Source organism: Salmonella sp. 32031103-2018-00083-FB-01-SM-01, assembly GCF_017571995.1.
Classification (GTDB): domain Bacteria; phylum Pseudomonadota; class Gammaproteobacteria; order Enterobacterales; family Enterobacteriaceae; genus Salmonella; species Salmonella enterica.
The window spans coordinates 581,648-594,282 of sequence record NZ_JAGEQL010000003.1; the positions used below are offsets into that span (position 1 = coordinate 581,648).

Consider the following 12,635-nt stretch of genomic DNA (forward strand, 5'->3'; position numbering starts at 1 on the left):
GCCGCTAAATCCTTGAATTTATTTAAAAACGTAGTGGAACGGATGACTTTCACCACCTAAGTCTGTAATAATTTTCCACTCGACATCACCACGAGTGCCACCTGGCATATTTAGTGTTTTGTCAGCAAAGGGGGGGATATACTCAAGCCCTGTAATGGGCTTTCCCCCTACTGTGACAGAGGCTAAATTCATGTAAAACGGGGTGGGGTTCTCTACCTTAAGTTTGTTGCCCGTCTCCACCCATCTTAAATTTCCTGCAACATCTTCCGGCGTCCCCTTCACGGCATCCGGGCGGAAAATCAGCTTGTCACAGGTGCTGATGGACAAATTGAGGTCAAGGGTCGCGCCCTTAGCCTGTGTATCCGACTGTTCATTTTCGGGTGGTAGCGCCTTTATACAGACCCACTGTAAAGTCTCGCGATCCGTTGGCATGTCACCACCAGTACGGATAATACGCAGTTGACTCTGCTGGTTCGCTTCTAAACGAAATAGAGGCGGCATCACCATAAAGGGGGCTGGCGAATTTTTGTCTTCTGCTTTGACTGAAGACTGAACCAAAATAGGGTAATTCTGCGGGTTGCTCACCGAGAGCGTCGCGCTTGGTGTACCAGCGTGATAAATCACACGTGTAGCTCCCAGCTTCACGCTGAATGATTTAGTGGCTGAATTTAATTGCTGCCTGGCGGCATATACTGAAACCATAGAATTAGAGGCGAACAAAGCTGCCGCCATTAAAACAAAATTAATTGTTTTCATATCAAAAATTGTAAAAGAAAAATGAAAAACTTGATGTGTATTACGCCTTAAACAAGGCGCAATACACTAATAGTTGTTTACTATTAAGGCTGATATCCCACTACGTCTACAGTCAGTGGGTACGTATCAGGTGAGATATCCTGACCCGCTACTGCAATAATATCAATTGGGACATTGGTATCAAAGGTGAGCCATTTTCTCCCATTCCACATTACCGGGACATGAGTTTTGTTTAGAGCATAATCTGAAAAGCGCACAATGATTGGGTTGCCACCATTTTTACCAGTTATTTTCCATTCACTGCCAGCATCGTTCATTAGCGTGCCAGAAATCCCCCTGACCCCGAACTCTTTAATAGAAGTAGAATCAACTGTAAGCTTCGCAATATCCATATCCTTAGCATTCTTCCCAGCCATTAAGCCTGGCATCTGATCAAACGATATGGTTAAATGTTCGGGAGCGGCAAAGCTAATATCCACTGATTTCTGTTGCTCTGTGTTCGGCAAAACTGAAGCATAACAACTAGCAGCCATCATGCTCAACGCACTTGCGATAATCAATTTTTTTATGCTTTTCATTTGAATAACCACCTTTTTTAAACCAAATTAAAATAATCCAGCACATCCAGAATACATAACGCCATACCAAATCTTACCGTATGGAAAAATCCGTGGCTGGTAATAACAGCTTGTACTTATTGGTATTTGTTACCAATTCAAATAAGTAATGTTATAAAAATCTATATATCAGAGCACCTCTTAATCTGAAAAAAATTGCGTTATTGCCAATATAAACAGTGTTGATGTTAACATCGTGTTGTCAGGGTGGAATAGAATACTAGTCAAAAAGCAATTATACCTTCCATTTACATTCAAGTGATAACATTACAATGACACCCACCACACTGGGTGTGGGAAACTTATCTTCGAAGAGAGGATAATTATCAGGCATCGTTGCAACATTGTTTATATTTAAACATACATCTCCTAACTCGACGGTAAGATTATTAGTTAACTTTTCCTCGCAGGGAAGATCTTTAGTGGAAAATCTTGTTTTCCGAAACGGAAAAGCAATTATAACGCTCCAACGAGAGTCTCAACACTAAGAGCTGACTGACACAGGCCAGACTGATTATACAGGCATGAAAAAGCTCTCCCCTTCCTTTCAGTTCTTGCTGGATTATGCAAACGTCGCACCACCTCCCCGTGAACATGGCACATTAATTTGAAGCAGCTCTCATCCGGTATCGTTTTTCAGTGCAGCGAAATTCATCGCAGGTGCCCCTGTAAATAGACCCGTTTTAGTTCCATGCATTTTTAAGATTCCGGCCAGATAATGTTGTTAGCGGTATTCCTTCGGTATCATATTGTTCCGCGATTCATGTGGACGTTCGCAGTTATATTCTGATAACCATTTATCCGTAATTTCCCGCACCTCATTCAGCGTTCTGAACAGATAAGAATTGAGTATTTCTGTACGGTATGTCCGGTTAAAGCGCGCGATGAAAACGTTTTTCTTCGGCTTACCCGGCTGGATAAACACCAGCTTTACTGCATGTTTCTTTGCTCATTCAGCCAGTGCCAGCGAGATAAATTCCGGTCCCTTATCCATACGCAGCATGGCCGGATAACCGCGGTTGCTGTAATCCTGTCGAGTACACGGACCACTCGCAGAGCTGGCAGATTCAGATCGATTTCAACCGACAACGCTTCACGATTACAGTCATCAACAACATTGAACGTGCGAAAACGACGCCCATAAACCAGCTCTGGTTCAGCGCTTCCGGCGTGACCAGTGGCGAGGGATTGCGTACCGGCAGCCGTTGTTTACCCTTACGGCGAAAATTCAGCTTGAGCAGACAGTAAATACGGTGGAGCCTTTTGTGATTCCACGCGTATCCCTGCCGCCGTATCCAGACTTCCAGTTGTCCCTGGTGGCTTCAGAAATACCGGCCTCCCGGTAGACATCTTTAACAGTCCGTCCGGATTCGACTGATCTAATCACAGCGATGATCTGGTGCGCAGTAATACGGGCTTTACGCACAGCGATCTCCTGCGTTGGCAGATTGATTATGCCGGATGATCTCTAAATGTGAATGGCTCGATTATGCGGGATACTTACATACTCACGCGTTGAGAGACTTTCAGTTCGTTTGTACGGTGAATGGATGCCGCAGGCGGGGTTTATTAACGGGATGCCCGTCAAGGTGCGGGTAATGAGGGATTGCATCGTGATTACGCCGCAGCATACCCGCGGACTCTTTGGCTGTATTGAAGGGATGGGTGTAACCCGCATTAATAAACGGAATGCAGAACAGTGGTTAAAAAAATTTCTGGGGGCGCTGAACAATACCGGAGATATTCCGGTGATTAAACGTAAAAGAACGGAACAGGAGTTAATGAGTAATTGATAATAAAAAGCCGGGAAAAGATAACCCCTCCGGCTTTTACACATTATTCATCCGGTTCCAGATGTTTTATTTCAATCCTTTTGGTTTTATTTCTGGATGTTTTTCATATAATGGATTCATTATTTTAATAAGCATTTCACCCATGATAAAACCAACCGCTTCTCGATATACCTTAAATTCATCCTCATCACAACGGGACTGAACAACAGCAACAGATTCATCAAGCTCCTTACCGAATCTCAACATTAAATCACTAATTAATATAGCTGTATCCTTATCGTTAACCATACTTATTCCTGTAGTAAAAACATCAATAGCCTTGATTTCCTTTACATTCGTTAACACAATTCCAGCAAGCAAATCCGTTACTTTTTGTAGGTAAAGGCATAAATGAGCATTCACTAATGCAATTATTTTCAACCATTTTTCATCTTAATAACGTGCCAGGATCACCTCTATCAGCGCCACAAGTAATAAGACCAAGAAGATCACTATCTGTAATAGGATTCAGCGGAGAATGATATCGACTCCATCCCCCTTTCAGCCCTATCGGGTCCTGACTGACGAACCAACCACACTCCGGTGCATAATATCTGAACAGATTTTAATGCAGCCCCGTCTCGTCGTCAAAATACTGCCCCGGCAGCCGGTTGCTCATCACTGGCCGGTGCTGGCCGGGGAGAGGGGGGCGCAGTGCCAGGCTGTCGCGCCCATACTCACTCACCCTGAGCTCCACAATCAGCCAGCATCCGGCTGATAATTAAGAATTTATTTAGTCAGAAAATATGAATGCCTCCGGCGCCAGCGTCCGCCACATCAACAGCGAAACCTGCATGACCACCTGTTACTCACAAATCCCCAGCGGCGACTGGCAGGAAGAAGCGGGATTTGAGACCGGGCACGGCGTCACCGTGAAGATTTCACAGGGGGGTACTGTGCTGATGGCGGACAGTAACGAGGTGCAGAAGCTGCGCGAACAACTTTATCAGGCTAAACAGGGGGTGAAGGATGTGCTGGTTTAGTGGACTAAACGGGGGTTAATAAAAAACCGGGAAGAGTTAATTTTTTTCCTGGCTTTATATTACTACTAATCTTTCACAAAATTAACTATCTATTTTTCGTAATGATAATCTTCATATTCCCATAAAAAATAGCGTTGTAATACAAGACAAGATTCGTCCCAATTTTCTCTTGTACATTTTTTTAGAATATTTTCGATTACTTTCCTAAGTAAATAATAATCAAAATAATCAATTACAATAACTCTGTTATCAGATATGAGAAAATTCTTTGATCGCTTTCTCAAGGCTTCTGGAGCGGCAACTTTCACATAGAAATAGTTGCTTCCTTTTTCACCATCATTCATCCCAAGGCATAAATCAACAGCCACATATGTATCTTCAAGAGAAGCAGGCTCCCACTCACTAAGTGGATCGAACATTGTTGAAGACATATCGTATAAAATAAGTTGTGGTTTATTTTTTTTCATGGCCGAAAATTCTCCACGTCTAAATGAACATTGGCAATAACATCACCATCCCCATTTTTGGTTTCAAAATTCACTTGCTTTCCAGTCTTCGACCATGGACGACCGTTAACACGATCAAATCCCCTTTTATCAGCAGGGAATCTGAATGTTCTCAAACCATCTTCTGGCACAAGTCCCTTACCACTGGATATAACCTATAATTAGGACCTACAAATGCTTCCCCTAATCTGAAAGCATCATTCTGTGATACAACGCCAGTAATTCCCCGATTACCACCTGCGGCGGTCTGATTTCTAATTCATTTAAGCTTATTCTTAAACTACTGGTTTGTTAACTTGCAGGTTAAACCAAGAGGATCGATCCAGCTTAATGGATTCGGTGCATAACTGTAGAGATTTAGCCCCCCGCCAGCCCTATCGGATCAAGTTACACAAAGCGTCCAGTTTATGGATCGTACTACCTAATTTAGGTCGTAATGAGTCAAAGGTTTTACATCGTAATTCATGCACTACCACCATAACGTGATAATTTTCATCTGCACAAAAGTACTATAAATCAACGGGTAATTTAAATATAGTCCAATTGATATACAGGTACATCCCTCATATCGGCGCGAACTGGGTACGGGACACAGTAAGCTATATCGGTCAAGAGACTGACTGACTCAGTGCAGCTTAACCGGGGGAGATCTTTCGGGTTTTAATCAGCTATTTGATACTATATCAAAAATATTTATTTTCGCATCGCAGAATTTAGCATTTCCAACATTTCCTCTTCTGTTTTATCATATGGCGGTTTCCATAAAGGAAAATTTTTCTCTATCCACTCATCATATTCTTCAGGAGTTAATCTGGCTTCTAACTCTTGATATAAGTATTTTCTTGTTCTGGATAGTTTATCTAATACACTGCATTGATTAAAGAATAGCAACAACGCTAATGCCATTTTGCCACTTTTATCAAACCCAGAGCCAATCTTATCTATTACAGTAACAATCTCTTCTAAAGATATCAAAACATCTTTTAGATTGTCTGTATTTTCTGAGTTATATTCTCTCATAGCTTTAGCATCTCTTATTAAATTCAGTTGTTTTCTCATCTAGTTCAATGTCACCTTTTATCTTATATTCCTCAACACCTAAGTCATTTTTCCTAAACTCCACTCGATTGGTATCTATATCAAAGTCAATATAATTTCTGGCGTGATTTTGTTTTATTTTAAATTTATCTGCCGCATCAGCCATACTTAATGGTTTCCCTTTTGCTCTAACAGCAAATACAGCATTTTGGTCACCTGCAAGTATCTTCATACTTTCTTTTATTGCCGCAAAACCTTGATTACTTGTGTAATGCCGTAAACGAATAACGTCAAGGCCAAGTGGATCGATCCATGTCAGTGGATTAGGGCAGTACGCATAAAGGTTTAACCCGCCCCTTAGCCCAATCGGATCCTGACTGACGAACCTGCCACACTCCGGTGCATAATATCTGAACAGATTGTAATGCAGCCCTGTCTCGTCGTCAAAATACTGCCCCGGCAGCCGCAGCGGCTGGTGAAAGTACGCCCCGCTGTTGCTGATGTCCGCCGCATTCTCTCCAAACCCCCTGATATATCCCGCCCACACCAGCGTTCCGTCCGCCGCCGTCACCTCCTGCGGCGTGCCCGTCACGTCCGTGTGGTAATACCACACCTGCCTGCTTTCTCCCTTTCCCGTAACGCTCGCCACCGGCGTGTACGGCTGTTCCGCATCGTACAGATAGGTCCGCCAGCCCTGCTGCTGCACGTTCTCCTGCAACAGCCTGAACCCCTCCCACACAAAGTCCGTCCGGCTCCGCGCCGTATGGCCCGTGTGCCGCCCGTACGTCGCCTTGCGGGTTCGCCTCCCCAGCGCATCGTAGCCGTAGTGCGTCTCCGTGTTGCCGCTGATGACCCGCGTCAGCTGCCCCTGCGCGTTCCACTCCAGTTGCTGGTCGCGCCGCGTGGTCAGCTCGCCCCACTCGTTATAACCGTAACGGTCACGACCACAGCCCGGCAGCCGGTTGTTCATCACCGGACCCTGCCCTTCGTTATCCAGCAGGTTGCCCGCCTTATCGTAATAATAACGGTCATGGTCATACATCTGACCTGAGCGCCCGGTCAGGTAACCGCTTCTGTCATAGCTGTACACCACGCTGCCACGCAGGCTGTCGTCAATCGTGCCCACCTCGCCGTGGTTGTTCCAGTAATAGTCCCTCGACGTCACGCAGCCCTGCTGCGCCGGGCGCTGGCCGGGAAGAACAGGGGCACTGCCGGGCGCCAGGCTGCGCTGCCAGCTCAGCAGACCGTCGTCGTCATAACCGCTGTACGTCGCAAGCTGCCCCTGCGTGCGCATTATCTGACGGTGCAGGCTGTCGCGCTCATACTCGCTCACCGTCAGGCCGTCCAGCGCCGTCTGTAACAGATGCCCGCTCCCGTAATACAGATGCGTCAGGTGCTGCCCGTCCGGCAGCGTGATGTCCGTCGGGTTGCCCAGCGCATCGCGCTGATAACGTATGCTGCCGTTCCCCGCGTGCTCCGCCGTCAGCCAGCCGCTGCGGTCATACTCAAAACGCACCGTGTCGGCCTGCATCCGGTGCTGCTGTTGCCCCGCCTCCGTGGGCGTGAGCGTCACTGCCGTTATCTGGTCCAGCCGGTTGTAGCTGAACGTCCGCTGGCCGTGTTCATTCTCCGTCCGTAACAGGCGGCCCAGCGCATCCCGCTGCTGCGTCTCCCGCCGCACCCCGCCCTGCGTGCCCGTGGTCTGTATCGCCGTCAGATAACCGCTGCCGTCCAGGATAAAAGTACGGCTCAGCCCGTCCGGGCGCACCTCACGCACCAGCCTGCCGTCCGCATCGTGACTGAACCGGTACTGCGCCCCGTTGCCGTTGGTCAGCACTGCCACCCGGCCTTCCGGCGTGTACTGCCAGCGCGTCTCGCGCTTCTCCTCATCCGTGTGCGCCGCCAGCAGACCGCGCGGCGTATACCGCCAGCTCTCCACGCTCCCCGTGATGCGCCGGTGGCTGCTCATCAGCCCCAGCGCATTCCAGGTATACCTGTCCTGCTGTTTCCCCGGTGAGTTCACCGTCTCCGGCAACCCAAGCCGGTTGTAGCTGATGCGTACCACCTTCCCTTCCGCGTCCGTCACCCGCGTCAGGTTGCCGTCCTCATCGTGGTCATATCCGGTGCTGCGCCCTGAACAGTCGGTGTACCGCGTCATCTGCCCCCGGCTGTCGAACGCCGTCACCACCGTGCCGCCCGCCGCATCCGTCCGGCTGCACATCTGCCCCTGTTCATCGTAAGCGTACTGCGTCACCCGCCCTTCCGGGTCCGTCTCCTGCACTGGCTGGCCGTGGGCGTTGTACTGCGTTTTCCAGACAGCGTCATCGTCCAGCGCCGTGCGCGTGATTTCGTCGAACTCGCCGTTCCACTGCGTCTGCGTCACCCGGCCTTCCGGATCTGTCGTCTTCACCACCCGGTTCTGGATGTCATATTCATACGCCACCGTGCGACCGCCGGGCAGCTCAATGTTGACAGGGAAGTGGTCTTCGTTGTACGTGAAGCGGTACATTCCACCGCCCGGCGTCCGGTGCGCGGTGATATACGTCTCCCTGTCGTACCACCACTGCCATGACTCCCCCTGCCTGCCGGTGACGGTGGTGGTGCCTGCGGCAAAATCATAGTCAAAGCGGTAATGTTCGCCGTCACTGGTGTCGTGCTCCGTCACGCGCGGCGCGCCGTCGAGTTCCTGCCAGCGGTAGCGGCAGGTGAACCCCGCCGCATTGCTGTGCGCCGTCATCAGCCCGTTTTCATAAGCAAACTGCCGCACCTGCGTTCCCGCCCGGTTCACCACGCCGGTCAGTTGACCGTTATCGTCATACCGGTACTCCACCAGATTGCCACGGGTGCCGCCCTGCACCAGTTCAATTCGCGACAGCCGCTCCCCTGCCGGGGTCTGTGTGCGGTGCAGTAACAGGTGATGCCCGCTGCTGGAGGCTATCCGTACCAGTCTGCCTCCTTCGTGCCCGAAGACAATGCGCTGGCGGTGCGGCGTCTCCATAAACAGCAGGTATGCCATGCCGTCACTGTCAAAATCACCAAATACGTAATAGCTGCGATCGGTGTAATGCAGCACGTAACGCCCGTCATGCAGGCGGCTGAGGTATAACTGTTCTTTCGGGTCAAATATCTGGTGGCCGGGCGTCAGCATCGTTTTCGGGTAACACAGTTCCCGCCCCTGTACGCCGGTCAGCGTGATGTGTTCATCGTCCTCGCGCAGGCTGGTTTCCCAGTTCAGCCGCCAGCCCCGTCCCAACAGTCCCACGGTTTCCAGGTGGCTGGCGTAAAAACGCGAGCAGGTGACCGGCAGGCGACCGGGCAGGGTGAAGTCCGTTTCCGGCAGCAGGATTTTCTGCCCGGTGGTCACATCCACCGGATTGCTGAACAGCCCGCTGATAGCCTCACCCACGGCCATCCCGGCAAGCTCCCCGCCGATAAACTTAGCGGCACATTTAGTGCCAAATTTCGTCCCCAGCTTTGCCGCCTGCCGCCACGCCCCGGCCAGCCCGCCGAGCAGACTCGCCACGACAAACAATACATCCACCACCTTGCGCAGCCAGTCCGGAATTTCAGAACTGATTTCCAGTACCGTCTGCGTACCGCCGCCCAGAAACACATTCGGCGAACCGTCTTCAATCACCGCGTCGCATTCGGTGTGGTCATCCTTACGGGCGGCGGGCTGGCTGTTAATGTAGATATTTTCCGACCCCTGGGCGATGCGTTTTTCTGCGATATGGTTATCGCATTTCACCGTACTCAGTACCGCGCGCGCCGCCGGGCGACTGTTGGTGCTGACATTCTCCGAACCGGTGAGGATTTTTCCTGCCGTGTGGTGGATGGAGCGCCCGATGGCCTCGCCCAGTTGCAATACCCCGGAGGCTATTTGATCGGCCATAAAACCCAGAATCAGCCCGGCAAGAAAACCGCAGCTAAAGAAGGCAAAGGCGGCAAGCGCGATAATGGCGATGCCGATGATAGCGCCGATAAGAAACCCGGCGAGCGCACTGGTGTGGTAGATAGGGTCATCCACACGGGCTGCTTCATACATGGTCACACCTCCGTGTGATTATTCGTTTTTATCCGGCTGAAAGCCTGCCAGCCAAGTGTTCCAGAGCAGGTCTGCTTTATCATCAAAAGGACGGGGACTGGTCAGGGTGAAGACCAGTACCTTGCCAGGGGTTGCAATAAACCCGGCCTGACGCTGGTACACTTCCGTTTTCCCGGATTTATGGGTGGCGGCAATTTGTTCCCCCATAAGGGCATCATTGCCCGTTCCTGCCTGTGCAGGCGCTCGCGACAATACCCGGTGCTGACCGAGATTTTTTTTCATCAGTGCAATCTGGCGGTCAATATAGGCGGGCAGGTCTTCATCAGGTTTTAGCGTATCGCGGGAAATATTCAGGCTGGGCGATGTTCGTTCATTGCCCTCCAGGATAAAAATATTAACGCTGCGATCCGTAAATGTTTCAGGCAGGACAAAACACCCTTCCTGTATGCGGTATGGTCGATCCATGAGAACTCCAGGTTTAATTCGGATCACTCAGAGGTGGGAAGGGGGGCAATATCATCGGCGGTTACGGCTGTGCCGCCATCCGGGTTCATATCAATACCTTTACCAATCAGTTGCATGACATCGCTGGTATGTAACATCAGTTGCTTGCCACAAAACTCAATGGAGCCGTCCTTATGTAAAACAAGCGCCGCATTGCCGCAGCGAAGCGTGAATTGATCGCCAACATCTAAACGATAAGTGGTGCCGATATTGATCGTCTGCGCCAGTTTTACGGAAAGGCCGTCATTCTTCGTTACCGTGGTGTTTCTGTCCTCACCAATACTGTTGGTTTCATTTTTAATAATGGTTTTAGTGCGATCCACCATTACCGTATGTGTTTCATTATTCTTCACCGTGGTGTTGAGATCTTTTTCCGCGTGGAACTTCACTTCCTCCGCGCCGGTTTTATCATCAAAACGCAGCATGTTGCCGTTCGTTGGCCCGCCATACAGCGAGTGGCTGAAGATCCCGCTCTGCGACGCCATTCCCGGCAGTCCCCACGGCGGCATGGTGTCCTGGTTGTAGGTACGCCCCACGATGATCGGCAGATCCGGATCGCCGTTTTTGAAATCCACCAGCACTTCCTGGCCGATACGCGGGATCTGGATCATCCCGAAGCCTTTGCCCGCCCATGGGTAGCTGACGCGTATCCAGCAGGAGCTGTTTTCATCCATTTTGCCGTAGCGATCCCAGCCAAACTGTACCTTTACCCGCCCGTACTGATCCGTCCAGATTTCCTGGCCCGACGGGCCGGTGACAATGGCGCTCTGCGGTCCTTTGGTGTGGGGTTTGCTGATGGTTCGCTGCGGGCGGTACACCTCGCGGGTGGGGTGCAGTTCAAAACGGGTGGAGAAGGTAAAGTGCTGGTCCTGCCCGCTGTGCTGCGCGTTGTCCTGCACAAACAGCGTAGTCTGCGCCAACAGATATTCCTGGTTGAGTTCTGCCGTAGGGTGATTCATCAACGCAAAGGTGTAGCCAGTCATCAGCGTACGGATATTCCCGGCACCGTGAACCCGGCTGCCAGGGCTGCGCTGCGCTTCCATACGAATGCGCGTCAGCATTTCGCCTTCGCCCTTGTCGAAATAATCGCCCGGCCATTCGTAGTGTTCGTAACTGGCATGGCCGGTTTCACGCGGGTTTGCCACTGTGTTCGCCAGCCGCGAGCGCGGTTTTTTAAAGTCAAAATCATCCAGTACCCACTGCCCGGTACGCAGACTTTCATTGGCTATAATGGTGTGGATAAATGCTTTATCCAGCTTTAACCCTTTTTGATGCCATTCTACCTCCGGTGAATCCGGGCAGGCGTGATGTGTACTGATGGCATCCGCCAGCACCAGCGTGTGGCTGTCCTCGCTGTGCTCAAACCACCAGTAGATGCCCCACTCCTGCATCAGTCGCTGAAGAAAATCAAAATCAGTTTCACCGTACTGTACCTGCCAGGTGCGTACCGGGTAGCTTTCCACCAGTCGCTTTTCCACCGGATACGGATACTCAGCCAGCACTTCATCGAGAATGTCCACCACGGTTTTATTCTGGAATGCCTTGTAGTCGCTGGTGTGGGTCAGCAGTTTTACCCACGGCTCCATACGCAGCTCATAGGTAACAGAACGCCCTTCATGGCCCACCACCCGCGCCGCCGTGACCAGCCCGCTGATATGCCGTTTGCCGCCGCCATCCAGTTCGATGTTGACGCACAAATCTTTGCCCACCATGGCTTTAAGCGGCAGGTTGGCTGCGGGGGAGACATAGCCCAGATTCAGGGTGTCGGGCGTTTTTAGCTGTACGATGTAGGTAAACAAGCTACCGAGAGCTTCCGAGCCGTTCAGACTGGAAAACAGCAGCATCTGCGGTGGAACTGCGCTGCCGCTGACCGTCACGTTATGTGCGCCCGGCCCGCTGGTTGCACCAGAAATTAGTGCCGATATCACATCCTGCGCCGCGCCCGCCGCTGCCGCAGCCTGTGCCGCCGCAGCCACCGCTGCTTTCACCAACCCCGACGGTTCAGGCAGGTCGCCCATCAGAGATCCCAGCGCCTGTTCCACTGCCGCTTCTGCGGCTCCCGCCACGCTTCCGGCAACCGAACCTGCTGTAGTTCCACTGTTTTCACCTGTTATCGGCGGCGTGGTTGTCGTCAGCCCCCCCATACCGGATTTATTATTTGTGGATACAAAACTCATGGTATTTGCTCCTTTAATACTAAATTTAAGCGCAGTATTTGGCAGTCGGAAATAACATTCCACTGGCACAAACATATTTTAAAAAGCACAAAAAAGCGCTTACGTTTCAAAAAAAATGCAATGCTTATCTTATTTTTTTGAAAGCCAGCAAAATAAGTGGCATACAAATTAAAAAAC

11 protein-coding genes and 1 pseudogene are annotated in these 12,635 nt (G+C 50.6%); 2 read left to right on the forward strand and 10 right to left on the reverse strand.

Annotation, left to right across the window (positions count from 1 at the left end; translation table 11 throughout):
* Nucleotides 1-18: 18 nt before the first annotated feature.
* From safB to J4614_RS12495, 3 genes and pseudogenes are all read right to left on the reverse strand, one after another.
* Entirely contained in the window at nucleotides 19-756 is a 738-nt protein-coding gene (safB, locus tag J4614_RS12485; protein WP_001530955.1) for a pili assembly chaperone SafB, read from the reverse strand.
* 83 nt (nucleotides 757-839) lie between these two features.
* On the reverse strand, nucleotides 840-1,334 hold the full coding sequence (locus J4614_RS12490) for a Saf-pilin pilus formation protein SafA (protein ID WP_000835846.1): 495 nt from the start codon (nucleotides 1,332-1,334) through the stop codon (nucleotides 840-842).
* A gap of 763 nt (nucleotides 1,335-2,097) precedes the next feature.
* A pseudogene (locus J4614_RS12495) lies at nucleotides 2,098-2,799 on the reverse strand (integrase core domain-containing protein).
* Between the two features lie 52 nt (nucleotides 2,800-2,851).
* On the opposite strand from J4614_RS12495, the gene J4614_RS12500 reads away from it, so the two are divergent.
* Entirely contained in the window at nucleotides 2,852-3,166 is a 315-nt protein-coding gene (locus J4614_RS12500; protein WP_072103250.1) for a SymE family type I addiction module toxin, read from the forward strand.
* A gap of 66 nt (nucleotides 3,167-3,232) precedes the next feature.
* On the opposite strand, the gene J4614_RS12505 is transcribed toward J4614_RS12500, so the two are convergent.
* Nucleotides 3,233-3,511 carry a hypothetical protein gene (locus tag J4614_RS12505; RefSeq protein ID WP_012664366.1) on the reverse strand — a complete coding sequence of 93 codons (279 nt, stop codon included), beginning with the start codon at nucleotides 3,509-3,511 and terminating at the stop codon, nucleotides 3,233-3,235.
* Between the two features lie 82 nt (nucleotides 3,512-3,593).
* On the reverse strand, nucleotides 3,594-3,767 hold the full coding sequence (locus tag J4614_RS22145) for an RHS repeat-associated core domain-containing protein (RefSeq protein ID WP_077908336.1): 174 nt from the start codon (nucleotides 3,765-3,767) through the stop codon (nucleotides 3,594-3,596).
* Between the two features lie 184 nt (nucleotides 3,768-3,951).
* On the opposite strand from J4614_RS22145, the gene J4614_RS12515 reads away from it, so the two are divergent.
* Nucleotides 3,952-4,188 carry a hypothetical protein gene (locus tag J4614_RS12515; RefSeq protein WP_058215052.1) on the forward strand — a complete coding sequence of 79 codons (237 nt, stop codon included), beginning with the start codon at nucleotides 3,952-3,954 and terminating at the stop codon, nucleotides 4,186-4,188.
* Nucleotides 4,189-4,277: 89 nt separating this feature from the next.
* Here J4614_RS12515 and J4614_RS12520 read toward each other — a convergent pair whose 3' ends face one another.
* From J4614_RS12520 to J4614_RS12540, 5 genes are all read right to left on the reverse strand, one after another.
* The gene (locus J4614_RS12520) at nucleotides 4,278-4,655 is read right to left on the reverse strand and encodes an Imm8 family immunity protein (protein WP_058215053.1); all 378 of its coding nucleotides are present in this window, start codon (nucleotides 4,653-4,655) and stop codon (nucleotides 4,278-4,280) included.
* Between the two features lie 732 nt (nucleotides 4,656-5,387).
* Complete coding sequence (locus J4614_RS12525) at nucleotides 5,388-5,753, reverse strand: hypothetical protein (RefSeq protein ID WP_001231281.1); 366 nt, start codon at nucleotides 5,751-5,753, stop codon at nucleotides 5,388-5,390.
* The gene (locus J4614_RS12530; RefSeq protein WP_080177807.1) at nucleotides 5,719-9,777 is read right to left on the reverse strand and encodes an RHS repeat-associated core domain-containing protein; all 4,059 of its coding nucleotides are present in this window, start codon (nucleotides 9,775-9,777) and stop codon (nucleotides 5,719-5,721) included. Before J4614_RS12530 ends, J4614_RS12525 begins: the two co-directional genes overlap by 35 nt.
* Nucleotides 9,778-9,795: 18 nt before the next feature.
* The gene (locus tag J4614_RS12535; protein ID WP_000375832.1) at nucleotides 9,796-10,242 is read right to left on the reverse strand and encodes a DcrB-related protein; all 447 of its coding nucleotides are present in this window, start codon (nucleotides 10,240-10,242) and stop codon (nucleotides 9,796-9,798) included.
* A 23-nt stretch (nucleotides 10,243-10,265) separates the two neighbouring features.
* On the reverse strand, nucleotides 10,266-12,458 hold the full coding sequence (locus J4614_RS12540) for a type VI secretion system Vgr family protein (protein WP_031564747.1): 2,193 nt from the start codon (nucleotides 12,456-12,458) through the stop codon (nucleotides 10,266-10,268).
* Nucleotides 12,459-12,635 lie beyond the last annotated feature (177 nt).